This window comes from Alcaligenes parafaecalis (assembly GCF_026344135.1).
GTDB lineage: Bacteria > Pseudomonadota > Gammaproteobacteria > Burkholderiales > Burkholderiaceae_B > Alcaligenes > Alcaligenes parafaecalis.
Window position 1 is genome coordinate 74,357 of sequence record NZ_JAPKNA010000005.1, and the last position, 24,914, is coordinate 99,270.

At 57.3% G+C, this 24,914-nt stretch carries 26 protein-coding genes; 11 read left to right on the forward strand and 15 right to left on the reverse strand.

All coding sequences use genetic code 11. From position 1 onward, the window contains the following. Positions 1-12: 12 nt before the first annotated feature. From OSH09_RS15215 to OSH09_RS15245, 7 genes are all read right to left on the reverse strand, one after another. Positions 13-1,308 (reverse strand): TRAP transporter large permease, encoded by a 1,296-nt coding sequence (locus tag OSH09_RS15215; RefSeq protein WP_266121463.1) that lies wholly within the window; start codon positions 1,306-1,308, stop codon positions 13-15. Then, entirely contained in the window at positions 1,301-1,792 is a 492-nt protein-coding gene (locus OSH09_RS15220; RefSeq protein WP_266121464.1) for a TRAP transporter small permease, read from the reverse strand. Before OSH09_RS15220 ends, OSH09_RS15215 begins: the two co-directional genes overlap by 8 nt. A 15-nt stretch (positions 1,793-1,807) precedes the next feature. Beyond that, the gene (locus OSH09_RS15225; protein WP_266121465.1) at positions 1,808-2,776 is read right to left on the reverse strand and encodes a TRAP transporter substrate-binding protein; all 969 of its coding nucleotides are present in this window, start codon (positions 2,774-2,776) and stop codon (positions 1,808-1,810) included. 37 nt (positions 2,777-2,813) lie between these two features. Continuing rightward, positions 2,814-3,488: a DUF4286 family protein gene (locus OSH09_RS15230; RefSeq protein WP_266121466.1), complete on the reverse strand. Its 675-nt coding sequence runs from the start codon at positions 3,486-3,488 to the stop codon at positions 2,814-2,816. Between the two features lie 196 nt (positions 3,489-3,684). Then, positions 3,685-4,623 carry a LysR family transcriptional regulator gene (locus OSH09_RS15235; protein WP_266121467.1) on the reverse strand — a complete coding sequence of 313 codons (939 nt, stop codon included), beginning with the start codon at positions 4,621-4,623 and terminating at the stop codon, positions 3,685-3,687. After that, complete coding sequence (gene thpR, locus OSH09_RS15240) at positions 4,620-5,219, reverse strand: RNA 2',3'-cyclic phosphodiesterase (RefSeq protein ID WP_266121468.1); 600 nt, start codon at positions 5,217-5,219, stop codon at positions 4,620-4,622. The genes OSH09_RS15235 and thpR overlap by 4 nt, the downstream gene beginning before the upstream one ends. 44 nt (positions 5,220-5,263) lie before the next feature. Continuing rightward, positions 5,264-6,160, reverse strand: a complete 897-nt coding sequence (locus tag OSH09_RS15245; protein ID WP_207872859.1) for a LysR family transcriptional regulator — start codon at positions 6,158-6,160, stop codon at positions 5,264-5,266. Positions 6,161-6,301: 141 nt separating this feature from the next. Between OSH09_RS15245 and OSH09_RS15250 the strand changes: the two genes are divergently transcribed. From OSH09_RS15250 to OSH09_RS15260, 3 genes are all read left to right on the forward strand, one after another. Continuing rightward, entirely contained in the window at positions 6,302-7,870 is a 1,569-nt protein-coding gene (locus tag OSH09_RS15250; protein WP_266121469.1) for an amidase, read from the forward strand. A gap of 239 nt (positions 7,871-8,109) precedes the next feature. Next, positions 8,110-8,358, forward strand: a complete 249-nt coding sequence (locus OSH09_RS15255; protein WP_266121470.1) for a GlsB/YeaQ/YmgE family stress response membrane protein — start codon at positions 8,110-8,112, stop codon at positions 8,356-8,358. 222 nt (positions 8,359-8,580) lie between these two features. Next, complete coding sequence (locus tag OSH09_RS15260) at positions 8,581-9,024, forward strand: DUF488 domain-containing protein (RefSeq protein ID WP_266121471.1); 444 nt, start codon at positions 8,581-8,583, stop codon at positions 9,022-9,024. An 11-nt stretch (positions 9,025-9,035) separates the two neighbouring features. On the opposite strand, the gene OSH09_RS15265 is transcribed toward OSH09_RS15260, so the two are convergent. From OSH09_RS15265 to OSH09_RS15285, 5 genes are read right to left on the reverse strand one after another with little or no spacing between them, the layout of a single operon-like run. After that, a complete protein-coding gene (locus OSH09_RS15265) occupies positions 9,036-10,484 on the reverse strand; it encodes a DUF3482 domain-containing protein (protein WP_266121472.1) in 1,449 nt (482 codons plus the stop codon). Next, complete coding sequence (locus tag OSH09_RS15270; protein WP_266121473.1) at positions 10,481-11,887, reverse strand: DUF2868 domain-containing protein; 1,407 nt, start codon at positions 11,885-11,887, stop codon at positions 10,481-10,483. The genes OSH09_RS15265 and OSH09_RS15270 overlap by 4 nt, the downstream gene beginning before the upstream one ends. A 15-nt stretch (positions 11,888-11,902) precedes the next feature. Continuing rightward, complete coding sequence (locus OSH09_RS15275; protein ID WP_266121474.1) at positions 11,903-12,400, reverse strand: TPM domain-containing protein; 498 nt, start codon at positions 12,398-12,400, stop codon at positions 11,903-11,905. Positions 12,401-12,417: 17 nt separating this feature from the next. Beyond that, positions 12,418-13,380, reverse strand: a complete 963-nt coding sequence (locus tag OSH09_RS15280; protein ID WP_266121475.1) for a TPM domain-containing protein — start codon at positions 13,378-13,380, stop codon at positions 12,418-12,420. Between the two features lie 17 nt (positions 13,381-13,397). Continuing rightward, positions 13,398-14,018 carry a LemA family protein gene (locus OSH09_RS15285; RefSeq protein ID WP_266121476.1) on the reverse strand — a complete coding sequence of 207 codons (621 nt, stop codon included), beginning with the start codon at positions 14,016-14,018 and terminating at the stop codon, positions 13,398-13,400. A 427-nt stretch (positions 14,019-14,445) separates the two neighbouring features. On the opposite strand from OSH09_RS15285, the gene OSH09_RS15290 reads away from it, so the two are divergent. The 4 genes from OSH09_RS15290 to OSH09_RS15305 all read left to right on the forward strand — a co-directional run bounded on the left by OSH09_RS15290 (position 14,446) and on the right by OSH09_RS15305 (position 19,051). Next, positions 14,446-15,921 (forward strand): DEAD/DEAH box helicase, encoded by a 1,476-nt coding sequence (locus tag OSH09_RS15290; protein WP_207872852.1) that lies wholly within the window; start codon positions 14,446-14,448, stop codon positions 15,919-15,921. Between the two features lie 63 nt (positions 15,922-15,984). Then, on the forward strand, positions 15,985-16,608 hold the full coding sequence (locus OSH09_RS15295) for a LysE family transporter (protein WP_266121477.1): 624 nt from the start codon (positions 15,985-15,987) through the stop codon (positions 16,606-16,608). A gap of 97 nt (positions 16,609-16,705) precedes the next feature. Beyond that, positions 16,706-18,319: a peptide chain release factor 3 gene (locus tag OSH09_RS15300; protein ID WP_207872850.1), complete on the forward strand. Its 1,614-nt coding sequence runs from the start codon at positions 16,706-16,708 to the stop codon at positions 18,317-18,319. A 108-nt stretch (positions 18,320-18,427) separates the two neighbouring features. Next, positions 18,428-19,051 carry a hypothetical protein gene (locus tag OSH09_RS15305; protein ID WP_266121478.1) on the forward strand — a complete coding sequence of 208 codons (624 nt, stop codon included), beginning with the start codon at positions 18,428-18,430 and terminating at the stop codon, positions 19,049-19,051. A 75-nt stretch (positions 19,052-19,126) separates the two neighbouring features. Here OSH09_RS15305 and bfr read toward each other — a convergent pair whose 3' ends face one another. The 3 genes from bfr to OSH09_RS15320 form a co-directional block, all read right to left on the reverse strand. Then, entirely contained in the window at positions 19,127-19,606 is a 480-nt protein-coding gene (bfr, locus tag OSH09_RS15310; protein WP_207872848.1) for a bacterioferritin, read from the reverse strand. Positions 19,607-19,875: 269 nt separating this feature from the next. Next, positions 19,876-20,145 (reverse strand): (2Fe-2S)-binding protein, encoded by a 270-nt coding sequence (locus tag OSH09_RS15315; protein ID WP_207872847.1) that lies wholly within the window; start codon positions 20,143-20,145, stop codon positions 19,876-19,878. Positions 20,146-20,284: 139 nt separating this feature from the next. After that, on the reverse strand, positions 20,285-21,169 hold the full coding sequence (locus OSH09_RS15320; protein ID WP_207872846.1) for a LysR substrate-binding domain-containing protein: 885 nt from the start codon (positions 21,167-21,169) through the stop codon (positions 20,285-20,287). Positions 21,170-21,339: 170 nt separating this feature from the next. Between OSH09_RS15320 and OSH09_RS15325 the strand changes: the two genes are divergently transcribed. Genes OSH09_RS15325 through OSH09_RS15340 form a run of 4 tightly spaced genes read left to right on the forward strand, consistent with a single transcriptional unit; the run spans position 21,340 to position 24,873 of the window. After that, positions 21,340-21,960: an isochorismatase family protein gene (locus OSH09_RS15325; RefSeq protein WP_266121479.1), complete on the forward strand. Its 621-nt coding sequence runs from the start codon at positions 21,340-21,342 to the stop codon at positions 21,958-21,960. A 34-nt stretch (positions 21,961-21,994) separates the two neighbouring features. Continuing rightward, positions 21,995-22,996 (forward strand): TRAP transporter substrate-binding protein, encoded by a 1,002-nt coding sequence (locus OSH09_RS15330; RefSeq protein ID WP_266121480.1) that lies wholly within the window; start codon positions 21,995-21,997, stop codon positions 22,994-22,996. 58 nt (positions 22,997-23,054) lie between these two features. Further along, complete coding sequence (locus OSH09_RS15335; RefSeq protein WP_207872843.1) at positions 23,055-23,573, forward strand: TRAP transporter small permease; 519 nt, start codon at positions 23,055-23,057, stop codon at positions 23,571-23,573. 1 nt (position 23,574) lies between these two features. After that, positions 23,575-24,873, forward strand: a complete 1,299-nt coding sequence (locus OSH09_RS15340; protein WP_207872842.1) for a TRAP transporter large permease — start codon at positions 23,575-23,577, stop codon at positions 24,871-24,873. The last annotated feature ends 41 nt before the right edge of the window (positions 24,874-24,914 follow it).

A 24,914-nucleotide genomic window follows, 5' to 3' on the forward strand; every position in this document is an offset into this window, starting at 1 on the left:
CAGCCCCCTCCCTTACATGGCGTTAGGCAAGACCATGACGATTTGCGGGAATATCGTCACCAGGACTGTCGCCAGAACAAGCAACAGGAAGAACGGGAAGGCCATGCGTACCAGTTCAAACAGATTGCGTCCGGTAATGCCCTGAATCACAAACAGGTTGAAACCGATGGGCGGTGTGATCTGCGCCATCTCCACCGTCAGAATCAAATACACGCCAAACCAGATCGGATCGATGCCCGCTGCAATGACCGCAGGCAGCAAGACCGAGGTGGTCAACACCACGATAGATATCCCGTCCAGAAAAGCACCCAGGATCACAAAGAACACCGTCAGCACAGCGATCAAGGCATATTGGTTCAAACCCAAAGAACCAATCCAGGCAGCCAGATTGGCTGGCAGTCCGGTAAAGCTCATGGCGCTGGTCAGGTAAGCGGCACCGATCAGAATGAAGGAGATCATGCACGAAGTACGTGCTGCGCCCAACAAACTGGCGGTAAAGGTTTTCCAGTTCAGGGAACGACCCACGGCCGCAATGACCAAAGAGCCAATCACGCCCAGCACGGCGGCTTCCGTGGCGGTTGCAATACCCCCGTAAATCGACCCGATCACCGCAACAATCAGCAGGACCACGGGCAACAGCAGGCGCAAGCGCCGTACTTTTTCACCCAGGCTTAACTCCTCGGTCGCGGGCGGCACCCGATCCGGATGGCGAATGGACCAGATCGCGATATAGGCCGAGAACAGGCACATCAGCAAAATGCCGGGTAGCACGCCCGCCACGAACAAGCGGATGATGGAAACTTGTGCGGCAACCGCATACACAATCATCACAATGGAAGGTGGAATCAGCAAACCCAAGGTACCGGCCCCGGCCAGAGAGCCAATACTGATGCTGTCGTCATAGCCGCGTGACTTCAGTTCAGGCAGGGAGATACGGCCAATTGTTGCCGCCGTGGCAGCCGAAGACCCGCTGACCGCAGCAAAAATACCGCAGCCCAGGGTATTCACGTGCACCAAACGGCCCGGCAAACGCTGCACCCACGGACCCAACCCGCTGAACATATCTTCCGCCAGACGCGTGCGATACAGAATCTCCCCCATCCAGATAAACAGAGGTAAGGCCGTCAAGGCCCAACTGGCCGATGAGTCCCACGCTTTAGTCGCGAAAATGATGCCCGCTGGCGCGTCGGCATACAGAAAAATCGACAAAATACCGCAAGCGATCAGAACCAGCGCTACCCACACGCCACTGGCCAGCAAGGCAAGCAGAACAACAAACAGCACAATTGCCTGAGATAAATCAGCCATGTTCAGTCGCCTCCAATTCTTGACCCTGAACCACACGCAGCAATCGCCGCAACAACATCAAGGTCAGCAAGCCCAAACCAATGGGCATCCCCAACTGGGGAATCCACAGCGGTACTGCCACCATGCCCTGCGCCACTTCCTTGTAAATGAAGGACTCATACACAAAATGGGCGGTTTCCCAGGTGCACCAGGCGGCCAGCGCGATCCCGATCAGCGTCGCCAATAGCTCGTAAGGGCGTCGCAGACGATCCGGGATCACCTGCAGCAACAAGGACACACGGATATGGTCGCCATGCAGCATGGCATAGGGCAGCGCCAGGAAAATTGACGCTGCCATGAACCAGCCCGCAAAGTCATCCGAAGCGGGGATTTGCATGGAAAACAGGCGCGCCACAATCTGCGCCGTCACCACCACCCCGATCAAACATAGAAAGAGTGCGGCCAGTGCGCCGCATACTCTGGCCATACGCTCCAGCACAATCATGGACGCACTCCTTGTTTAGGGCTGACGGTAAGTATCAAGCAGCTTCTGGCCGTCGGCACCGGCTTTCTTCAACCATTCTTCGGTCATGGTCTGGCCAATAGCATGCAGCTCGCCCGCCAGTTTCTCGCTCAACTGGCCCACCACCATGCCTTTGTCAGCCATGGTTTGTGTCAGCTTGGAAGTTTGCTCACGCGACATGGCCCAACCACGCTGCTCGGCACGTGCACCGGCGTCCAGCACCGCTTTTTGCACGTTTTCAGGCAAACGCTGGAAAGCACGCTTGTTCATGATGACAAAGCTTTGAGGAATGAAAACCTGAGCGTCGTAGTAGTACTTCACGTAGTCCCAGGCCTGCGAATCCACACCCGTGGCGGGCGAGGTCAGCATGGCATCAATAATGCCGGTGGAAAATGCCTGGGGGACTTCAGGCGTTTGCACGGTCGTCGGGACCGCACCCATCAAAGACGCCAGGCGACTGGTGGCCGGGCTATAGGCACGAAAGCGCACGCCTGCCAGATCAGAGAGCTGCTCAACTGGCTTTTTTGTGTAGATACCTTGGGGTGGCCAGGGCGAACCATAGACCAGAATAATGCCTTGCTTGTCCAGGCGTTCGGCCAGGAAAGGACGGGTCGCTTTCCACAGCTTTTCCGACTGATCGAACGAGGACGCCAGGAAAGGCACACTGTCGACCTCGAACAGGGGGTCTTCATTACCGATAGCCGCCACCAGCATTTCACCGGCCTGCACCACGCCTTGCTGCACACCGCGCTTGACCTCGGGGCGCTTGAGCAGCACCGAGTTCGATTGCACGTTGATATTCAACTCACCATTGGTCGCTGCTTTGATGTCCGCTGCGAACTCGCGGGCATTTTGCGTCAGGAAATTGCTATCAGGCTGCTCGGTACTCATGTTCCAGTTGGTGGCAGCCTGAGCCGTACCCGCCAGCGCCAGAACGCAGGCCATCGAAAGTAGTTTTTTAATCATGATGTCGCTTCTCCCAAGAATTGAGGTGATGACCGCCTTATGAGCGGCTCGCATTCAGATCCCGTGACTGCAGATCCCACAGCAAAGAAAACTCGGATACATCGTTAGTCGCCACCCCCAGGTCCTGCTGCAAGCGAGCAGCCAGGGTACGAGCAGCGGTCATAGTGGTCAGATCGGCCACCAGATAGGGGTCCAGGCTGCGCTGTTGCGCGTCCTCGGACGGTAAGGGGGTAGACAATTCGGGATCAGGCGTCAGTACCCGCAAGGCCAGCAGGCCATCGGTTTGCTCCAGATAGGCCGCGCTCTGTTGAGCCAGCGCATCCAATTGCCTGGCTGCAGACAAGCGGACCAGCAACACCACAGAGCCGGTACCCACGCCGCCCAGCAAGGACACCGCCATCACGCGGCGCTGGGTATTACTCATGCGGCCAAAGTTGGCAATCGACCAGTCTGTTTGCTGCTCAAAGGCCTTTTTATATTCCGCCGTGCCAAAGACCCGCAGGGACTCGGTACGGTACAAGGCCAGGTACTTGCGACCAGCGCCTTGGCGCACATAGCGGCGTGACCATTGAAAACCCGGTATGGCGGCACGTTCAGCCATGTGCTCGCGCTCATACCATTGATTGAAATCCTGCTCATGCTCAGGGGCAATATCCGTCCAGATGAACAGTTCCCCCGGCGCATCACGATCAGTGCGAAAAGTAGCAGACACGAAAGCCTCCTGAATCAAAGTCGTTGCACACTCTTTATGGGAGTGTCCAACGGCTTCTGGGCGGATTCCAAACGGTTTATTTCAGCCTGGAGCAATAGGAAAAAGCGATCAGTTCAAGCGAGTGGCGCGGTATATAGATTATCAAGCAAGCTCACGCTCAGTACACATGCCTAGCCAAGGGGAAAACCCTCAAAGGCTAAATAGCGAAGACGCGCGTGTCTGGTGGCGGCAAGGCCAGCCCCGGATGCTCGGCAGCAAAATGATGCATGCGCTCCAGCGCCACGCCGATCACGGCCTGGGCTGTCTGTGTCAGCGGGTCGGGTCGCCAGCTTGCCACCAGCCGCAAGTCCGGCAAAGCATGCTCACACACAATTTCCTGATACAGCCCACTTGTGATCTGACGGCTGACAGCCGCCAGGGGCAGGGTGGCCACACAAGGTTGTGCTTCCAGCAACTGGGTACTGGCGGCAATGGACGACACGTAATGAATCCGGGCCTGGTCGACTGGCAAGGGTTCCAGCAATTGCACCAAGGCCAGATGAGGTTGAGAACCACGGGGAAAGGTCACCAACGGCCAGCGTTGCACTAATTCCTGCAAGCCACTGCGCACAGGCATGGCCTCACCGGCCATACATACCCAGCCCATGCGCATGGAGCCCATCGGCAGGTTGCGTATGCCATCGCCCATGATGGGGTCCGTCTGCAAGGCCACATCAATAGTGCCGCGCTTGAGCAAATCATGCAGACGCAAAGTGGACTCGGCCGTCAGCTCAATTTCCAGTTCGGGATACAAGGCATGCAATTGGCGGATCAAGTCCTTGAACCAGGTATGCACAATGGATTCCACCACCCCCAAACGCACCCGGCCGCTTAAACGGCTGGAGCCTGCCAGGGCCTCGCGCAAGTCGTGTTCCATACCCAGCATCTGCTCGGCATACTGCATCAATTTGCGCCCTGCCGGAGTCAGGCGCAGATCACGATGGCCACGCTCGAACAAGGTTTTCTGAAACTCGCTTTCCAGAGCCGCAATCCGCCCTGATACCGCGGCCTGTGTCAGGTGCTGCTTATTGGCGGCGGCACGAAAACTGCCCAGGCGGGCAATCCAGATAAAGGTTTCTAAAAAACGGATATTCATGAAGTTGTCTTTCCCGACCCCACTGTGGCCGCCACATGATATTGGCTGCGCAACTCCCCCGGCACGGACACGATCAAACCTACGCCATCACCAATAAAAGCCTGAGGCGGTAAAGCATGACGATGCGACTGATCCGCCGCAATCCGCGCATGGCGCAGCAGGGACACATGGGGCCTGAAGCGGCGCGGTGGCTGGGTCCAGCCCAAGGTAGTCAGCCTGACCCAGATATCCTCGTGCCACTGCTCCAGCAGCGTCAGCGCCTGCTCTTGAGATTCATCCGGGCCAGCCCAGACCACCTGGGGTTTCTCAAAAACATCCCGTAGCGTCAAGTCCAACTGGATCTCGGGCACGGGCCAACCCGCCATACTGGCCGCCAAGGTTTGCAAGGCCGATACGCTGCTTCCATCCAGAAACGCCAGCGTCAAATGAAAATGATCCGGTTGCATCATGCGCCCGCCATACAGGGCATGTGCATCAATGGCTTGTTCAGCCAGATAGAGACGGGTCTGCGCATCCGGCCACCAGCCAATAAACGCACGCAAGGATTGCTCGGGGCCTAACTGATGCAGGTCCAAGGCGGGCAAGGGAATCGTCATGAGCAAACCCTCAAACAAAGCAGATCAGAAAGCGGGCGTCTGACTTACGCCCTGCACAGGCGACGCGCCAGATCGTAAACAATATCCAAGGCGGGCAATTGCGTGCGCCCTGAAAGGCGTACCAAGGCATAGTGCCCGGACAAGGACGAAGAAAACAGACCCAGCGGCACCAGATCACCCGCATCAATATCACGGCGTACGGCAGCCAGCACGCTCATCAGGACCATATCGCTGTCCATCACTACATCGCGCTGGATACTGAAGCTATCACAACAAAAGCGTACAAAGCTGTCGGGGTGGCCTTGGGCACCAAACTCGGCAATCAGACGGTCGGTCAAATCATCACTAATGACGGAGCAGGCCACGGGATACTGGCTGATCGCCGCAAAATCCAGTGATTCCTGCTGCAAGAGGGGGTGGCCCTGGCGAACCAGCATATCGCCTTGCATAGCGGGCAGATACTCAATATCCAGACCACGCACATCGGTCACTGCACTGACATCCAGCACCACCATATCGTAGCGTTCCCGGCGCAGGCCCTCGATCAATTCCAGTGTGCGGCCAATTACGGCATCCACACGCAAACGCGGGTACTCGCCCAATAAAGCCACCATGCACGGATGCAGCAGGACAGCGGCGGGGGTAGAGCTTAAACCCAGGCGCAGGCTACCTGCATCCTCACCCTGAATCAGCGCCAACTCGCGCTGCATCGCACGGCCTTCCTGCAAAACGCGATGCGCCCGCTCCAGCAGTACCCGACCATAAGGCGTCAAAAAGATACGCTGGCTGCTGCGATCAAACAGCGGCACGCCCAGTTCCTGCTCCAGAGCCTGGATGCTACGACTCAAGGCAGACTGGCTTAAATGGACAGCTTGCGCGGCCCGATGAAACGTACCGTGTTCGCAAACGGCCACAAAGTGCCGCAGCTTGCGAAAGTCCATGCTTGTCCCCTTGCTGACGCTTGAACCGGCTTATGCACAGACCGCATCAACTTGATGATTTTTTGGCGTTTGAGCCGCGCATTGTACCTGCATAGAATGAGCTGGCCACTTGGATGGCCTTACAAAAAACGGGAGACAAACATGACAGATACCTCGACACCCCTGGACGCACGCCGCCGCTTTTTAAAAACTACCGGCTTGCTGTCGCTGGCAGGGATGGCCCCTTCCTTGGGACGCCAGGCCTTCGCAAAAACCGCCCCCGGTCCTGGCACGGCTCAAGACATCATCATGGCCGATGCGCTGACCTTGTCGGGCTGGATTGCACAACGCCAGGTCTCCTGCCGCGAAGTCATGGTGGCGTATCTGGACCATATCGACCGTGTGAACCCCAAGGTCAACGCCATCGTGTCTCTGCAAGAGCGCAGCGGCCTGCTGGCCCAGGCCGACAAACGCGATCAGCAACTGAAGGCAGGCCAGTACCTGGGCTGGATGCACGGCATGCCCCAGGCACCCAAAGATTTGGCAGCAACAGTCGATATCGTCACCACCAGTGGCTCGCCGATTTTCAAGGACTATCTGCCCAAACAGGACGCCATCATCGTCGAGCGCGTACGGCAATCCGGCGCCATTCTGATCGGTAAAACCAATACCCCGGAATTTGGCCTGGGATCGCATACCTACAACCCCGTTTTTGGCACCACTGGCAACGCCTACCAGCCCGATCTGTGTGCCGGTGGCAGTAGTGGCGGAGCCGCTGTCGCCCTGGCTGCCCGCATGCTGCCCGTGGCCGACGGCAGCGACATGATGGGTTCCCTGCGCAACCCCGGTGCCTTCAATAACGTCTACGGTTTTCGGCCATCACAAGGCCGCGTGCCCTATGGCCCCACCTCCGAAGTCTTCTTCCAGCAAATGGGCTATGAAGGCCCCATGGGTCGTACCGTTTCCGACCTGGCCATGCTGCTGGCCACTCAAGCCGGTTTCGATGCACGCACCCCGCTCAGCATCAGCCAGGATCCACAACAATTCACTGGCAAACTGCAACGCGACTTCAAAGGCACCCGCATCGGCTGGCTGGGCGACTACAGCGGCTACCTGCCCATGCAAGCAGGCGTCATGAACCTGTGCCAGACCGCACTGAAAAGCTTCGAGGCCATAGGCTGCACCGTCGATGCGGCACAACCCGACTACTCCATGGAACAACTGTGGCAAACCTGGCTGACCCTGCGCCATTTCACCGTCGCTGGAACCGCCCAGGGCCTGTACGCCAAACCGGAACTGCGCGCCCAAATGAAGCCCGAAGCCATCTGGGAAATAGAAGGGGGCCTGAACCTGACAGGAGCCCAGGTTTACCAAGCCTCCATCAACCGCAGCAAATGGTACGAAAGCCTGCGCAAACTGTTCCAGACCTACGACTACCTGGTCCTGCCCACTGCTCAAGTCTTCCCCTTTGCGGGCACCACCCACTGGCCCACCGAAATTGCCGGACGCCAAATGGATACCTACCACCGCTGGATGGAAATAGTGATCGGCGGCTCCCTGGCAGGGCTGCCCGTCATGAACGTGCCTGCGGGCTTTAACGAGGCCGGATTGCCCATGGGCTTGCAGATCATGGGCCCTGCCCAGGCCGATATGGCCGTGCTGCAACTGTCCTACGCCTACGAGCAGGCCACACAGTGGGTGCAAAAACGTAAACCTGCTCTATTGGGCTAAGCCAAGCCTCAACACGGCTGCCGGGGTTTGAAAGAGTCCCGACTTGAACAAAGCGCAGGAAAGACTACTGCCAACTATCACACGACATAGCCAAGCTAATTACCAGTCATCGATTTACAAAACCTGACGTTTTTAACTGTTTCAGAAACACAAAACGATAGACGCCTAAAAACTCCATACCTAAGATAAGCGGAGCGGTCCGAATCCCAGACCGGCAAACACAGAACAGGAGTGGCACGATGGGTATTATCTCCATGATTATTGTGGGCTTTATCGTAGGTTTGCTGGCGCGAGCCATCATGCCCGGCGATCAAAAAATGGGATGGATATTGACCACCATCCTGGGTATTGTCGGTGCCTTTGTCGCAGGCTATCTGGGACAAGCCATGGGCTGGTACGTACCTGGCGAAGGAGCAGGCTGGATCGGTTCTATTGTGGGCGCCATCATCGTTCTGTTCGTTTACGGCTTGGTCAGCAAGAAAGCGTAAAACGCCGCATCACACAAAAAAACAGCAGCCTTGCAGCGACTGGGGCTGGCGATCTGAAACATCGCCACGGCCACAGATTGCTGGAAGGCTGCTACGCTGAATGAAGCGCGATTCACCGATACTTATCGCTATCGCAGCCCTGACTCACAGACAACATAGACAGATCAATAATTAAGCGCCAAGCGCCTGAACACCCAAAGCCTGACGCTCCCGGAGGCGGTCATGCACTACACCATCACCTTGAGTCGCATTTACGATGCCATCCATGAGCCTGCCAACAAAGCAGCCCGTGTGCTCACAGACCGTCTCTGGCCACGCGGCCTGAGCAAAGACAAGCTAGGTGACATCCAGTGGCTGCACGACGCCAGCCCCACTCCTGAATTGCGCAAAGACTTTCATAGTGGCGCCATTTCCCCGGAGCAATTCCAACGCCACTATCAAGAACAACTAGAGCACGACCCTGACTCCTTGCTCTCCTTGATGAGGCTGGCCCGCAAAGGTGAACTGCAATTGCTAACCGCCACCCACGACCCGCACACCTCGTACCTGACAGTACTCAAACAAGCTGTGATCAAGGCCTTGGCTGAGGAAGATCGCCTACACGACGGCAATGAACCCAGCTCGCCGGTTTGTTATGCGCATTTAGTGAAAGATGAAGAGAAATAAGCCGGGCTTGGCTATCCCTGCGGCTGCCCGACAGAGCTAGCACCGGGCGCATTGCGCGCCCCCAACAGCCTCTGCACCAAACTCTGCACGCACGCCTCGCGCCGCGAATCCGGTGCATAGTCAGCCCGTAACGTAGACCAGGACGGATGAATCCTTGCCTGCGCCAGTTCCTCCGGCAGGCCTTGAGCCCGCCACACATTCAATTCCCGCTGCAAAGCCTGATCGAAATTCTCGGCATCAATCTCGCCCAGGCGAATCGGCGTCTGGGCCGCATGACCGCGCCGCTCCAAAGCCGCAATCAAACTCAACTGCCGTACCGCTAGCAGACGCAGGACCGCATCGTCCACACTAAGCTCTGTCTCGCCCCGCAGCTTGCCCATCAAACGCTGGCCCCACTTGTCCGCACCTTGCCACAAACCGCCTGCCAATGCGCCCAAGACTGTTCCAGTCCCCAAGCTAAGGCCACCCGTCATCACATCCAGCGTCGCTCCGGCCATGGCACCTGCCGCCACACCCTTGCCCAACTGCACACCAAACTCTTTCAAGGCCTGAGGATCAAACAAATCCATCCCCCAGCGCCCACCATCAAAATGCAGCAGATCTGCCACCACATCCTGGCGACCAAAGCTATAACGCTTGAGCAAGGCCTGCACACTCTTGGCCTCGCGGGCCAGGACCGGCTCACGCAACTGCTGCGCAGCCAATTCCATAGACTCCGCATCCGAAGGCGTGCTGACCCGCCAGGCCGCCACATCCACCAGCAATTCCGCCAATAAGCGCAAGGCATCCCGACGACGTAAAGCAGCCTGCTGAGTCAGATCCACTTTCAACTGCTGCAACACGCCTGCCTGCGTTTCCAGCAGCACCGCCAGCTTGTCATACAGCAAAGCCTCACCATCCAAGGCGGGTGCGACCGTGTCGAACTCTGCCAAAGCATGTAGCCCCAAACGGGCCAGGGCACTGCGCCACTCCTGAACCCGCGCCTGCGGGCTACGCACAAAATTCAGCACAGGCAACAAAGGCCGTCCGCTATAGGCCAGCAAGGTCAGCTCGTCCTTATGCTTGCTCAACACAGGATCACGCGCATCCACCACATACAAGCCTGCATCGCAGGATTGCAGCTTGCGCAACACACGAGCCTCTTGCTCAAAGCGCCCCTGCGCCGCTGGAGACTCCAGAAAGCGGCGAATCCGTTCCGGCCCATCAATACGCTCGCCGGGCTGGCTTAACTGATCCATGAAGTCCAGCAAAGCCATACTGTCTTCCAGGCCCGGCGTATCGAACAGCTCCACCAGGGCTTCGCCATCCACGGTCAGCCTTGCCCCTTCCACATGACGCGTCGTGCCCGGGCTGTTACTGACCTGCCCAAACTCCGTATCCCGCGTCAAAGTACGCAGCAAAGAGGTTTTACCCGTATTGGTGTGACCCACCACAGCCAGCGTCAAAGCAGCGGCACTCATGAGGGCTCCTTCAAAGACACATCAGGCCATTGATCGTGAATCTGCCCCGGCGCAAAACCCGCTGCCACCAGACGATCATGCCAACTGCGGCGGCGCGTCTGATCCGGGTCGGCCAAGGCCTCGTCCAGCAAAATCACATCCGATTGCTGAGCCAATTGCGCCCACTCAACCAGTGTCGCCACCACACCGCGATCCGGTGTCTGGGCAGCATCACAAACCATCAACAAATGACGCGGCGTGGCCGACTGCAAACGCCCCAGAATATTCAGACGCTCGGAGCGGGAATCCACCCGGCCCAAATCCTGCATCTCCGCCTGCATAAAAGCGGGTGGCCAGGAATGTTCAGGCGGCAGTTCCAAACCCACAAGGCACAAGGCATTGGCAGCCAAAGGTACGCTGGATTCGTGTTGAATTCGGGCCACTCTATCGGGCGAGGCCAGCTCGTCCACACCCGTCGGTTCGCTGGCTGGCATCAAGCGCGGGCGCAGTTCTGCCAGACCCGGCAAGCTGTCGTCCAGCGTCAAGCGGGCTGTGTGTTTACGCCATTGCCACAGGCTCCAGGCCAGAGCTAGTACACGGGGAATCAGGCCATACGTCACCACGGCACCCAGCAGCCAGCTAGACCACAGAGCCTGGGATTGGGCACCCAGCAATTGCAGACCATCGCTGCTACGTATCGTCAGGGTATCGGGCAGGGCAAAGCCCAGCAAAGCAGGCAGGGCACCAATACGTTCCACCAGCCACACAAAGGTGTCCGGCGTTAACAGCGTGGTTTCCCAATTGAAGTGATAACGGCGCGAGGCCAGTAAAAGAAGCAGGGTGCTCAAAGCCGACACAAAGGCCAGCACCCATAGGCTATGGCTGATCAGCCCGGCCAACCAGGATTGGCTACCCCGACGCGCCAACACGGCGGCAAAGGCCTGGGGCACCAGGCTGGCATCGCCTTTAACAAAGCGGCGGCTAAGCCACCACCAGGCATCACCCGCCCAACTGCCGGTGCCACCACTCTTGCCCGACCAGAACAGGCTAAGCAGCCAGAAAATAAAGGTCAGTGCATGCAGGCCGAGCAAAGCGCCCAAAGCCGTCAGAACATTCACTGCGCGACTGCCATCGCCCAAGGCCCCGGCTGCTGTTCCGGCCCCGGCCAGCAAAGCCAGTACGGCCATCGCAATCAATAAGAGGCGGGCTACTCGCCACCAGCGCGTCCAGGCTTGTTCCAGGCCATCACGACGTGCCAGGGCCAAGGCCCGAGCCGTCACTCGTTGAGCAAAGGAGCCACCCGCAGCCCGTGCGCGGCGCGATTCAGACAGGTCTTCTATCGGCCCCCACAGGGTCTCGCGCAAACGTATGGCTTCAAGCAGAGTTTGCTGCTGCCAGGAGCCGACGGATTCAGACGGTTTCATGGCACTGACCACCACTTAGAGAAGTACAGGTTCGTCAGGCAAGGCGTTGACTGCCTCCGCACCCGGAGTCTGCGCAGGAGCGCCTTGCTGCAAGACGGTTTCAATGGCGCTGACCGCGCCCAGCAAACCAGACAAATACTCACGCGAGGCCAGATCTTTTTCCAGTTGCTGGCAGATCTGCGCCCATTGCGCCGGGTCAGCCTTGATACCCCGATCCGCAATGATATGAATACGGCGCTGACCCAAAGCCAGATACAGCAAAACGCCGGAGTTCAAGGGCGTATCCCAGACACGCAAGCGGCCAAAAACTTCCAAAGCCCGCTGAGCGCTGTCCGCTTCATGGGCGGGCAAGACGGCCTCAATCGCCACCACCAGCTCGCCACTATGGTTCTGTTCACCTTTGCGGATTTGCTCGGCCAGATGGCTCAGCATCTCGGCATTGAAATGACGACGGCGTAGCCATTGGCCTTGTACCGATGCCCAGCCCGACAGCTCTTTCCAATTCACACTCATGTCGCTCCCCTGTGGCCTTACCAACTACCGGAAGCGCCACCGCCTCCGCTACCGCCACCACCACCGCCGCTGCCTCCACCAAAACCGCCGAAGCCGCCACCGCTGCTGCCGCCATTCCCACCAAAACCACCGGAGGAATAACCGCCCAGGCCACCAATGACGCCGCCACGGCGTGAGGCACGCCCGGAGCTGGACTTACCGCCCGCGCCAAAGAGTCGGCCAATCATGCTCAAACCAGCGCCTACCACTGCCGCCAATAAAGCCAGCCCGATGCTGCCTGAAACGACCAGGGTGAACACACCGGCTGCCAAGGCGGCAAACACGGGAGACGCAAAAAACACAATCGCGCCCACGGCCAGCAAAGGCTCCCAGAACACGCCTTCTTCACCAGACGAGGTAACAGGCGCATTTTTAGGAGGAGGGGGAAGCTCTTCACCATTGACCAGACCCACCAGGCTATCGGCAGCCGCCTGGACCCCGGCGTAGAAATTGCCTTCGATAAAACGAGGCGTCATCTGTTCGCGGATAATGCGGCCTGCTTGCAAGTCCGTCACCGCGCCTTCCAGGCCATAACCGGTCTGGATACGCATGCGGCGATCATCCTTGGCCACCAGCAGCAAGATGCCATCGTCCACTTTCTTGCGGCCGATTTCCCACTGATCAAATACACGCAGCGCATATTGCTCGATGGTTTCTTCGCCCGTGGTGGGCACCATCAAGATCACTACCTGTGCGCCTTTTTCCTGTTCTACCGCTTTAAGCTGCTGGTTCAGGGCGTCTTTTTGATCCGGGCTTAACGTGCCGGTCGTGTCTGTCACCCAACCCGCAATGGCGGGAATGGGTTCAGGTTTGGCCTGCGCCTGTGCCCAGGGCCAGCACAGCAACAAGAGGGCCATCAACAAGCCACAGGCCCAGGACAGGCTGCCGGAACGTGCAGACCCAGGCCCAGCAGTCGGTGCAAGATCGTGCACGTTCATCATGCTTTCTCCTGAATGAATCAATACCCGGCAGGAGCAGGGGTCGCAGGGATATCAAACTTGACCTCGGGGTCGCGTGTGATTTCGCTTTGACGGTCCACCCCGTAGTTTTCCTTGACCTTGTAGCCAAACAGCTTGGCGGTGATCAGGGTTGGGAACTGGCGAATGAACAGGTTGTATTCCTGAATGGTTTGCACATAACGGCCACGCTCGGTGGCGATACGGTTTTCCGTGCCTTCCAACTGTGTCATCAAGTCGCGGAACAAGCCATCGCTTTTCAGTTGCGGGTAGTTTTCCGATACCGCAATCAAACGCGACAGGGCCGAGGACAACTGGTTCTGGGCTTCCTGAAAGCGTGCCATCACTTCGGGGTTGTCCAGATCGTCCACTTTCATCTGAATCGTGCCAACTTTGGCACGGGCCTCGGTGACTTGAGTGAGCACCGTGCGTTCATTAACCATATAGGCATTGACCGAGCTGACCAGCTTGGGCACCAGTTCGGCGCGACGCTCGTATTGGTTCAAGGTTTGCGACCAAGCGGCCTTGACCTGCTCGTCCAGGCGCTGGATCTCGTTATACCCACAACCCGACAGCAAGACGGCCACGCTGCTGATAAAGACCCATCGAATCCATGATGTCATGATTTTTTTCCTGCAAAAATAAGCAGATAAACAACAAAAACGGGTTCTGACCCATTTGCTCGGGCACGTGCCAAACAGAGCCCGGCGGTGCGTGCACGCCAAGCGTAAACCGCGTGCCGCAGCATAACAAGTACGTCTATGACGGCGCTTAACAATTTCTGTCAAATCCAGGTCTGCCATCAGCCTGACCTTTTACGCTTGAAGCAGGTTGTTTTAACGCTACCGGTCAAAATGATACAAGATGGTCAATGAGGATTTTTACTAATTTCACGCTATAATGTCTGATTGCGCAGCGCACCAATCTCTGCGCCTCTTGCAGCAGGCGGCGTTCTTGCCCCTGCCGTGGCATCGTCGCCATAAACAAAATACCTTAGCCTGGATTGGTAGGGCCCCAAAGAGGGCTTTTGGGCTAGTCACTGGAAAATTCTTGGACTCTCAAATCACTTTTGCCTCTCTTGAGCTGGCAGAACCTCTGTTGCGTGCTGTAACTGACGCAGGCTATACCCACCCCACCCCTATTCAGGCCCAGGCGATCCCCAAGGTCATTGAAGGTGGTGACCTGTTGGCCGCTGCTCAAACCGGCACTGGCAAGACCGCAGGCTTTACCCTGCCTATCTTGCACCGTCTGCTGAACAACCCTCAGCAAAACCGTAAACCAGGCCGCCCACGTGCGCTGATCCTGGCTCCTACCCGTGAACTGGCCGCCCAGGTTGAAGAATCGGTACGTTTGTACAGCCAGCACACCCGTCTGCGCTCGATGGTCATGTTTGGTGGCGTGAACATCAACCCCCAGTTCCATGCCCTGCGTAAACCGCTGGACATTCTGGTCGCAACTCCTGGCCGTTTGCTGGACCACGTGCGTCAACGCACGGTGGACCTGACCGGTGTGGAAATCCTGGTCCTGGACGAAGCCGACCGCATGCTGGACATGGGCTTTATCCGCGACATCCGCAAGATCATCAGCCTGATGCCTGTTGATCGTCAGACCCTGCTGTTCTCGGCTACTTTCTCGGACGAAATCCGCGAACTGGCCCGCAGCTCGCTGAACAACCCGGTCGAAGTGGCTGTTGCTGCCCGCAACACCACCAATGAACTGATTACCCAGCAAGTGATTCTGGCTGACCAGGCACACAAACGTGACCTGCTGAGCCACATCATCCGCGAAAGCAGCTGGAACCAGGTGCTGGTGTTCTGCCGCACCAAGCATGGCGCTAACCGTTTGGCCGAAAAACTGTCCAAAGACGGCATGGCCGCCGAAGCCCTGCACGGCAACAAGAGCCAGGCGGCTCGTACCCGTGCTCTGGCTGGCTTTAAAAACGGCAAGGTTGTGGTGCTGGTTGCCACCGACATCGCTGCACGTGGTCTGGACATTGATCAACTGCCTTACGTGGTCAACTTTGAACTGCCTAACGTGCCTGAAGACTACGTACACCGTATTGGCCGTACTGGTCGTGCCGGTAGCGAAGGCGTGGCCTTGTCCCTGGTGGATCGCAGCGAAATGCGTCTGCTCAAGCAGATCGAACGCATGACCCGCAATCCTATCGAGCGCATCGTGGTGGAAGGCTGGACGCCTCCTTCGCGCGCTGCTCTGGCTGAAGAAGCCAAGGAAGACACCTACGCAGAACGCCGTTTCCACAGCGCTCCTGGTCCTGGTTCTCGTGCTCCAGCAGGTGCTCGTCGCACTGGTGGCGGTGGTGGTCAGGCTCGCTCGGCTGAAGGCCGTGGCGGCAATGGCGAAAGCCGTCCTCGCCGTCCAGGCAACGACAACCGCCCACGTCGCAGCGCCGCTCCTGGCGGTGCAGGTGGTGGTGCTGCCCGCGCTGGCCAAGGTCGCCCCGGTGGCCGTCAGGACAGCCGCGGCCCGAACCGCAGCAACCGCAGTCCTGCCCAAGCCAAAGCCTAAACCCGGCAAGGGGCTGTGCCTGCCAAAGGCGGGCACAGTGCCCGCCTTTGAACCGAGCACACCATGGCACTGAGCACCTGGCTCGCCTTTTTCGCGGCTTCCTGGGTTATCTCCTTTTCACCCGGACCGGGTGCAATCTCCTCCATGTCCTCCGGCCTGAAATACGGCTTCAAGCGTGGCTACTGGATGGCGATTGGCTTGAATATCGGAATCATGATTCAGATATTCATCATCAGTCTGGGGCTGGGACAGGTCCTGGCCCGCTCGGAACTGGCTTTTACCACGCTCAAATGGTTGGGTGCCGCGTACCTGATCTATCTGGGCTGGAAGCAATTGCGCACCGACGCCATGCCGGTGCAAGTCTCAGGGCAGGAGCCCAGCGACTTTCGCATCCGTGATCTCTTGCTTCGTGGTTGCCTGATCAATATCACCAACCCCAAGGGTCTGGTATTTCTGCTGGCCATCATGCCCCAGTTTCTGGACTTGAATCGGCCCATGCAGCTGCAATACCTGCTGATCGCCATGACGCTGTGCTTTACCGATCTGGTGGCGATGGGGTGCTACACCTCGCTGGCCGCTCGCATGTTGCATTTGCTTCGTCAGGCCAGCCATGTTCGGCTGCTGAACCGCGTGTTCGGTTCGCTATTTATTCTGGCAGGTACGGTATTGGCTAGCGTGTCGCGTTAGCCTGGTGCTCGCCCGCGCTTGCCCCCAAGCCCTGCTTTACGGATAATTCGCTCACTGTTTTCCACGCGCCAAACTGGCGCTGCCACAAGGATTTTCAATGTCGTCCGGTGACATACGCTCTGAAGTCAAGAAACGCCGCACCTTTGCCATCATTTCCCACCCCGACGCGGGTAAGACCACACTGACTGAAAAACTGCTGCTGTTCGCAGGTGCGATTCAGATTGCAGGCAGCGTCAAGGCACGTAAAGCCAGCCGTCACGCCTCCTCGGACTGGATGGAAATTGAAAAGCAACGTGGTATCTCGGTGGCCTCCTCGGTCATGCAGATGGAATACCGCGACTGCGTCATCAACCTGCTGGACACCCCCGGTCACCAGGACTTCTCCGAAGATACCTACCGCGTGCTGACCGCCGTGGATGCCGCCTTGATGGTGATTGACGCGGCTAACGGTGTGGAACCTCAGACCATTCGCCTCTTGCAAGTGTGCCGGGCCCGCAATACGCCCATCATTACCTTTGTGAACAAGCTGGACCGAGAGGTTCAAGAGCCGCTGGATGTGCTGTCGGAAATTGAATCGCACCTGGGTATGGAAGTCGTGCCATTTTCCTGGCCTATCGGGATGGCACGTCGCTTTGGCGGTGTGTTCAATCTGCGCGCCAACCATATGCGCGTGTTCAAACCCGGTCAGGAACGTCATGGCGAGGATGAAATCATCCCCGGCCTGGACAACCCCGTGATTGCCGAACGCTTTGGCGAACCCTTTGAAAAAGCCCAGGAAGAGATTGAGCTGCTGAACGCCGCTGCTCCTGAGTTCGACCTGGAAATGTTCCTGGCTGGCCAGCAAACGCCTGTTTTCTTTGGTTCGGCCATCAATAACTTTGGTGTGCAGGAAGTGCTGGACGCCTTGGTTGACCTGGCTCCTGCCCCTGGCCCACGCTCTGCCTTGCAGCGCGAAGTGCAGCCTGACGAGCCCAAATTCAGTGGTGTGGTGTTCAAGGTGCAAGCCAATATGGACCCTGCCCACCGCGACCGCGTGGCCTTTGTCCGCGTCAGCTCTGGCCATTTCAAGCGCGGCATGAAACTGAAAGTGTCACGCACCGGCAAGGAAATCCGCCCCAATAACGTGGTGTCCTTCCTGTCGCAACGCCGTGAACTGCTGGACGACGCGTTTGCAGGCGACATTATCGGTGTCCCTAACCACGGCATTTTGCAGTTGGGCGACGTGCTGACCGAAGGCGAAAACCTGCAATTTACCGGTCTGCCTTTCTTTGCTCCTGAACTGTTCCAGTCCATTGAAGTTAAAGATCCCCTGCGCACCAAGCAGTTGCGCACCGGCTTGACCCAATTGGGTGAAGAGGGCGCCATTCAGGTGTTCCGCCCCCATATGGCAGGCGGCATGATGCTCTTGGGCGCCGTTGGCCAATTGCAGTTTGAAGTCGTCGCCCATCGCCTGAAAACCGAATACGGTGTGGACGCTCGTCTGTCGTCGAGCCGCTTCAATATGGCGCGCTGGGTAACGGCCAAAGACCCCAAGGACATGAAGAAGTTTATCGAGACCAACGCAGGCAATATCGCCTATGACGTGGTCGAGGCCATTGCCTTTTTAGCAACGTCGCCCGCGCAGTTGCGTGTGGCTCAGGAGCTGAATCCCGGCATTGAATTCCACGCGTTACGTGAACATGGTGGACACGTTTTCGGGGATGCCGTCTAATTCTGTCACAAGAGCAGGGCCGACATTTCGCTACAATGACGGCTCTTTTCTTTTAATAACGCGCATCCGGCCCACCGGATGGCTCCTGATTCAACCGAGACATCGCTTATGCCCTGGCGTTTTATCATTGCTGTCTTGCTGCTGGTAGCAGGTGCTTCAGTGTGGGGCGGCCTGGAACTGGGGAACTGGCTCATCGCGCACGGTCCTGAAAAGTCCATGGCGGTCAGCACACCCGACCCGTCCGACCTGCCTACGCTGGATGCCGATGGCAAGCCCTTTACTGCGCAACCGCCACAGCCTTTACCCAATGGTCGCTTAGGTGTGCCACAAGCACCCACGCCGATTGCCTGGGAAATCGACACCTCAACCTTGTCGAATGAAAACCCCCCGATTGCCCTGGCCACCACCTCCATCTCGCTTGAGCAGGCTATCCAGATTGCCATGACCGAGCAGAATCGGGAGTTGCAAGGGATTGCCCGTGTCAATCTGGGTGGCTCCGAGCCTATCCAGCCAGTGGAAGTAGGCGCACCGCCACCACCTCCGCCTCAGGATATCCAGATCGCCAGCTCCAATGGTGGTGCATGGCAAGCTCAGTTGCAGCAAGAGCTCAATGCCTGCAGCAGCAAAGGCTTTTTCGATCGCCCAAGCTGTTCCTGGGAAGCGCGTAACAAGTACTGTGCGCCTAACAATGCCTGGGGCAAAGTTCCTGGCTGTCCTAGCAAGTCCTTTTAAGACAGCAAAAGGTATGCCCAATAAAAAAGCACCCGTTTTACCGGGTGCTTTTTTTGTAGCCTGACTGACAAACACTTATTCGTCGTGGTCGCCCATCTGCGATTGCAGGTAGTTAGGCAAGCCCACTTTTTCGATCAGCTCAAGCTGTGTGCCCAGCCAGTCGATGTGCTCTTCGGTGTCGTCCAGAATCTTCAAGAACAGATCACGCGACACGTAGTCACGCGAGGACTCACAGTATTCAATGGCTTCCACCACGGTCTGACGGGCGGCCTGTTCCAGCTTCAGGTCACAGCCCAGCAGTTCAGGCACGTTCTCGCCAATCATGATTTTGTGCATGTCCTGCAGGTTAGGCAGGCCGTCCAGCATAAAGATACGTTCGATCAGCAAATCGGCGTGCTTCATCTCGCCGATGGACTCGTCATACTCGTGTTTGCCCAGCTTGTTAAAGCCCCAATGGTTCAACATGCGAGCGTGCAAGAAGTATTGATTAATTGCTGTTAGTTCGTTCTTTAGCTGCTTGTTCAGATGCTGAATTACCACTTTATCGCCAAACATGCTGTTCTCCTGTAAATCTGACAGCGCTCCCCCCAAGGAACCGCCGAACCCCCATAAAAGCTGCTCACGCCAGGGATCGCACATAGGCGCGATGCAGGCAAAAACACGGTGGGGGATGAATGTCACAGGCTACCATGCACGCAGTGGCGATGGCTTAAAAAACAGCTAAACACCCAGAAAGCGTTGCGCTTTTGGGTTAGTAACACGACTAACAACAATCATTCCCACTAGCAATAGCGGGAATGATGAAAGCTGAGAACAATGCGCAATCAGGCGCGGCAGACCAGGCGGCCGAACTCGGGAACAGGGATCAGGCTGTCGTTGGCAGCATGATCCACCCGGGCTGCGCTAACGCTGGCAATCATGGCTTGATTGGCATAGCGCCCGCCGGGCAAGTAGTCCTGAGCCGTTTCCGCGCAGCATCCACAGCAAGAAGCAACACCTAGCTGGCCTTGAAGATCTGCCAGACTGGCAGCGCCGCCGCGTACTGCTTCTTGTACTTGCCGTTCGGTGATGGCATTACATATGCAAATAAACATGAGAACCATTATTATCAAGAAACTTGAAAAGATCAATAGTCATTCGCATTAAGAACACACCCTTACCACTGCACCTCTATGAAGCCGAATCCAGCCATGCGCAAACTGGCTCACAAGCTCGTCGGCAACACACCACATCTTAATTCTGCAAAAGATGATCCATCAGCAAACGGGCCGCGGGCGACAAGCTGTGGCGGCTACGTACACACAGTGCCACCCGTCTACAGGTCCAGGGTTCCTTGATCACACATAAGGCCAATCCCAGGCTTTGCACATAAGACTCGGCCACGGAACGCGGCAACACGCCTATACCCAAACCCGCTTCGATCATGCGGCACTGCGCATCGTAGCTGGTGACCTGCACGCGACAACGCCACGGGCGCTCCAACTCGCTGGCGGCACGTATCAGCAAAAGATTAGGGTGGCTGCCCGTGTGCATCCCCACATAGTCAAAATCCAGCGTATCGGCAAAGGGCAGTTCACTACGTCCCGCCAAAGGATGGTTCGCCGGGACCAGCAAGACCAATTGATCCTGCCTGTAATCGTAATACTCCACCTCCACACTACCCACGCCCCGTATCAGAACACCCAGATCGGCGTTGTTATCAGCCACCGCCTGGGCCACACCGGAGCTGATGCGCTCTTCCAAGGACACCTGCACTTTGGGATGACGCTCCATGAAGGAGCTCAGGGCCTGGGGCAGAAACTGCGTAATGGATGACAAGTTGGCGGCAATACGCACATGCCCGGTCGCACCACCGGCAAAATCCCGCATCGACGCCCCCATGGCGTCCATATCATCCAGCAAACGCTGCGACATGGCCGCCAGCGACTTGCCGGCCGCGGTCGGGAGCACCCCTTTATTGCTGCGCTCGATCAAGGCCGTGCCCAACTGCTCTTCCAGATCACTCAGCCGTTTGCTGACCGCAGCCGGGGCGATATGAAATTGCTCGGCAGCACCCGAGATAGTGCCGCGTTCAATAACCAACAAAAAAAGCCGAAGGGACTTGGGATCAATGTTCATAAGCCAGTATTCCATCCTATGAAAGCCGGGTCGACAAGCATCTTGCCATCATCAATCGCGATAGCACCATCGCAATTTGACGCTGTACTCACACGATTAGCGATGACAGACTACGCAAATAATACGGAACCTGATTATTTAAGTCAGGAAAAATAGATGAGGGAGACAAGATGCGCGACAGCGACAATCTGAAGGGGGGGTTTGACGGCACCCTGCCCATGGGGCAACAGCCGACTTTGGTCGTGATCGACTTCCAACGTGGTTTCACCGAACCCGGTTTGACGCCGCTGGCTTCCAACTGCGACAGCCAGATCGAGCAAACCAATGCCTTGATCCGCGCCATCCGTGGCAAGGGCCGCGTTATTTTCACCATCATCAGCTATGAGCCGCATCTGGCCGATGCCAATCTGTGGTTGACCAAGGCCTCGTCCTTGCGCTGCCTGCTGCGTGGTTCTTCCGCCTGTGAACTGGATCCACGGCTGGACTACGACCCCGAACAAGACATCATCCTGTACAAGACCCAGGCCTCCGCCTTTTACGGCACGCCTTTACCCGCTTTGCTGGCCCACCAGGGCTGCGACATGCTGATTGTGGCCGGTGCCACCACCAGCGGTTGCGTCCGTGCCAGCGTAGTGGACAGCTTGCAGTCGGGATTTGCCCCGTTCGTGGCTGAAGATGCAGTCGCAGACCGCTCGGCAGCCCAACACCACAGCAATCTGGTCGATATGGCCAGCAAATACGCCGAAGTCCTACCCTCGGCCGATTTGATCACCCACTTACACACGCTTTAACGCTACACAAAAAAAGAAACCACAGGAGACCTTCATGAAAAAAGCCCTGACAGCGGCGCTGACCGCCTGCACCCTGGCGCTAGGCATTTCGCCCGCCCACGCCCAAGAAGTTGAGCTGACTTTTTCAACCTACTTGCCACCGGCTTACGAATACGCCTGGAAGCCCATCGAGAACTTCGTCCAGACCGTAGAGAAAGAAAGCCAGGGCCGCATCAAGATCAACGTATTCCACTCCGGCCAACTGTTTGACGGTTACGAGGAACTGCCGGCCCTGTCGCGTGGTGACGTGGATATCGTCAACATGACCAGCACCTACCCCAGCGGTACGGTGCCTGCGCTGAACATCTTTACCCTGCCATTCCTGTTTGACAGCACCGCTCACCTGAAGCGTGCACTGGACCAGGGCCTGTTCAAGCTGGGTGCCGAGCAAGAACTGCGCGACACGCACGACGCCGTGGTGCTGGGTCTGGCTCCATGGGACCCGTATGAGTTCTACAGCCGCAAAGCTCCGATCAACTCGGCAGCAGATGTGAAGGGCAAAGTCTGGGCCTCGACCAGCTCCATGGACGCACGCGCCCTGCAACTGCTGGGTGGCTCGCCTACCGGCATGCCGTCTTCCGAGCTGTACCTGGCTTTTGACCGCGGTGTGATCGACGCCACCCCACGCCCACTGCTGACCGGCATTGGACGCAATCTGTACGAAGTGGCCAAGTATCTGTCCATCGCCAACTTTGGCATCGACGTTTCCGTGCTGACCATCAACCGTAAAAAATGGGAATCCCTGCCACCTGATCTGCAAGAGATCATCAGCAAGGCCGCCCAGCAGCGCGACGAAGAGCAATTTGAACGTGTCAGCGCGTTTGTAGATCAGGCTCTGCAACGCTACGAGCAAGCCGGTGTGGCCATCAACCGTGTTGAACCTGCCCAACTGGAAGAGATGCGCAAGCTGACCCGTCCAGCCATTGATGAATGGAGCAAGCAGGTTGATAACGGTCCCGCCTATCTGGAACTGATCGAAAAAACCCGCCAGCCCTGATCACGCGTGACTGCGTGCCGGAGTAACACCCGGCACGCATCCCTCGTGTGGAGACACCATGAATCCACTTATTCATTTTCTGGGCGCATTTGCGCGCGGCAGTAACCGTGTTGCCATTCTGGTGGCCGAAGTTGCACTGGCCGCCCTGATGATTGCCTGCACCTACGGCGTTATCGCCCGCTATGTATTCAACAGCCCCAGCATCTACATCACTGAAGTATGTGTGTACTTGCTGCTGGTTTGCTCCTGGCTGTCCATTGGCTGGGTCCATCTGGAAAACCGCCACGTCAGTGTCGAAGCCTTCCATATGAAGTTCTCGCCACGCGGCCAACGTCTGGCCACCTGCATCTCGCAGCTATGCATCCTGTTTTTCTGCCTGGTGCTCTTGTGGGCCGGTATTTCAGTGGTGGAGACGGCCATTGCCCGTAACTACCGATCAGCCTCCATGCTGCGTTTCCCCCTGTGGATGGCCTACGGCATGATCCCGCTGGGCGGCACCTTGCTGGGCCTGGCTACCCTGCGCCAACTGTTCATTCCGAACAGCGTGGAATCCAACGACAGCATCAAGGAGTTCTGACATGGATTCCATGCTCATTTTCAGCCTGATGATGGCTTGCTTTGCCATCCTGATGGTTATCGGTACCCCCATCTTCGCCGCTCTGGGCGTCGCCAGTATTTCCGGCATTCTCATGAAGTCCGGTCTGGGTGGCCTGGATGTGATTCCCGCCACGCTGCATCGCGGCATGGCCAGCTATTCTTTGATCGCCATCCCGCTCTTTATCCTGATGGGTGAAGTGATCGCGCGCACCAGCATTGGCGGCAAGCTCTATCAGCTCTTTTACCTCTGGTTGAACCGCATGCCCGGTGGCCTGGCCGTTGCCAGTGTAGGCAGCTCGGCCGTGTTTGGTGCCATGAGCGGGGTCAGTGTGGCCGGTGCAGCCACGATTGGCCGCTTTGCCATTCCTGAAATGCTCAAACGCGGTTACTCGCCCAGCCTGTCTGGTGGGACGATTGCAGCCGCCGGGGCTCTGGCATTGTTGATCCCTCCCAGCATCGGCTTCGTACTGTATGGCGAAATGGCAGACCAATCGATTGGCAAGCTGTTCATTGGTGCCTTGCTGCCCGCCTTGATGGTCACTGTCATGATGGTGATCTATGTCGTACTGGTGGCCGTATTCAAGCCTGAAGCCGCCCCCCGCAACGCCGAAACCGTGACCTGGTCCCAAAAGCTGGGTGCCCTGAAAGACATTTGGGCCGCTGCACTGCTTATCTTGCTGGTATTGGGCACGATTTATCTGGGTATTGCCACACCAACGGAAGCAGCCGGTATCGGTGCCGCAGGCGCATTTCTGATTGCTATGGCCTACGGCGAGATGAACTGGCGCACGGCCTTGCAGATTTTGCGCTCCACCGCGGTCACCAGTGGCATGATTTTGCTGATTCTGGCCGCCGCGCTGCTGTTCGGCTACATCATGACTCGTCTGATGATTCCGCAAAAACTGGTGACGCTCATTACGGCGTCATCGCAACCCTCGTGGGTAATCCTGATATTCGTTCTGCTGTTTCTTATTTTGATCGGCATGTTTCTGGATATTGTTTCGCTTATCCTGATTACCACACCTGTTTTGCTGCCGGTTATTGTGGCCCTGGGTTACGACCCATTATGGTTCGGCATTGTGATGATTATTGCCTGCGAAATGGCCGTGATTACACCACCGGTAGGATTAAACCTGTATGTGATCAAGGGAATTGCTCCACAGATATCACTACAGCAGATTACACGCGGTGCGCTGCCCTTTGTAGCACTGGAAATTCTGGCAATTGTCATTTTGACGATCTTCCCGGAAATCATTCTTTGGTTACCTAGAACGCTTTAAAAAATAAAACCCGCTTTATGCGGGTTTTTTCTATTTTCCAT

Excerpts from the sequence above, each read along its gene's own strand:
- thpR (WP_266121468.1), bottom strand. The coding sequence starts at position 5,219 with ATGACGATTCCCTTGCCCGCCTTGGACCTGCATCAGTTAGGCCCCGAG.
- bfr (WP_207872848.1), bottom strand. The coding sequence starts at position 19,606 with ATGTTTGGCGATAAAGTGGTAATTCAGCATCTGAACAAGCAGCTAAAG.
- OSH09_RS15270 (WP_266121473.1), bottom strand. The coding sequence starts at position 11,887 with ATGAAACCGTCTGAATCCGTCGGCTCCTGGCAGCAGCAAACTCTGCTT.
- OSH09_RS15255 (WP_266121470.1), top strand. The coding sequence starts at position 8,110 with ATGGGTATTATCTCCATGATTATTGTGGGCTTTATCGTAGGTTTGCTG.
- OSH09_RS15330 (WP_266121480.1), top strand. The coding sequence starts at position 21,995 with ATGAAAAAAGCCCTGACAGCGGCGCTGACCGCCTGCACCCTGGCGCTA.
- OSH09_RS15285 (WP_266121476.1), bottom strand. The coding sequence starts at position 14,018 with ATGACATCATGGATTCGATGGGTCTTTATCAGCAGCGTGGCCGTCTTG.
- OSH09_RS15295 (WP_266121477.1), top strand. The coding sequence starts at position 15,985 with ATGGCACTGAGCACCTGGCTCGCCTTTTTCGCGGCTTCCTGGGTTATC.
- OSH09_RS15305 (WP_266121478.1), top strand. The coding sequence starts at position 18,428 with ATGCCCTGGCGTTTTATCATTGCTGTCTTGCTGCTGGTAGCAGGTGCT.
- OSH09_RS15245 (WP_207872859.1), bottom strand. The coding sequence starts at position 6,160 with ATGGACTTTCGCAAGCTGCGGCACTTTGTGGCCGTTTGCGAACACGGT.
- OSH09_RS15265 (WP_266121472.1), bottom strand. The coding sequence starts at position 10,484 with ATGAGTGCCGCTGCTTTGACGCTGGCTGTGGTGGGTCACACCAATACG.
- OSH09_RS15300 (WP_207872850.1), top strand. The coding sequence starts at position 16,706 with ATGTCGTCCGGTGACATACGCTCTGAAGTCAAGAAACGCCGCACCTTT.
- OSH09_RS15320 (WP_207872846.1), bottom strand. The coding sequence starts at position 21,169 with ATGAACATTGATCCCAAGTCCCTTCGGCTTTTTTTGTTGGTTATTGAA.
- OSH09_RS15225 (WP_266121465.1), bottom strand. The coding sequence starts at position 2,776 with ATGATTAAAAAACTACTTTCGATGGCCTGCGTTCTGGCGCTGGCGGGT.
- OSH09_RS15275 (WP_266121474.1), bottom strand. The coding sequence starts at position 12,400 with ATGAGTGTGAATTGGAAAGAGCTGTCGGGCTGGGCATCGGTACAAGGC.
- OSH09_RS15340 (WP_207872842.1), top strand. The coding sequence starts at position 23,575 with ATGGATTCCATGCTCATTTTCAGCCTGATGATGGCTTGCTTTGCCATC.
- OSH09_RS15260 (WP_266121471.1), top strand. The coding sequence starts at position 8,581 with ATGCACTACACCATCACCTTGAGTCGCATTTACGATGCCATCCATGAG.
- OSH09_RS15335 (WP_207872843.1), top strand. The coding sequence starts at position 23,055 with ATGAATCCACTTATTCATTTTCTGGGCGCATTTGCGCGCGGCAGTAAC.
- OSH09_RS15250 (WP_266121469.1), top strand. The coding sequence starts at position 6,302 with ATGACAGATACCTCGACACCCCTGGACGCACGCCGCCGCTTTTTAAAA.
- OSH09_RS15215 (WP_266121463.1), bottom strand. The coding sequence starts at position 1,308 with ATGGCTGATTTATCTCAGGCAATTGTGCTGTTTGTTGTTCTGCTTGCC.
- OSH09_RS15315 (WP_207872847.1), bottom strand. The coding sequence starts at position 20,145 with ATGTTTATTTGCATATGTAATGCCATCACCGAACGGCAAGTACAAGAA.
- OSH09_RS15235 (WP_266121467.1), bottom strand. The coding sequence starts at position 4,623 with ATGAATATCCGTTTTTTAGAAACCTTTATCTGGATTGCCCGCCTGGGC.
- OSH09_RS15325 (WP_266121479.1), top strand. The coding sequence starts at position 21,340 with ATGCGCGACAGCGACAATCTGAAGGGGGGGTTTGACGGCACCCTGCCC.
- OSH09_RS15280 (WP_266121475.1), bottom strand. The coding sequence starts at position 13,380 with ATGATGAACGTGCACGATCTTGCACCGACTGCTGGGCCTGGGTCTGCA.
- OSH09_RS15220 (WP_266121464.1), bottom strand. The coding sequence starts at position 1,792 with ATGATTGTGCTGGAGCGTATGGCCAGAGTATGCGGCGCACTGGCCGCA.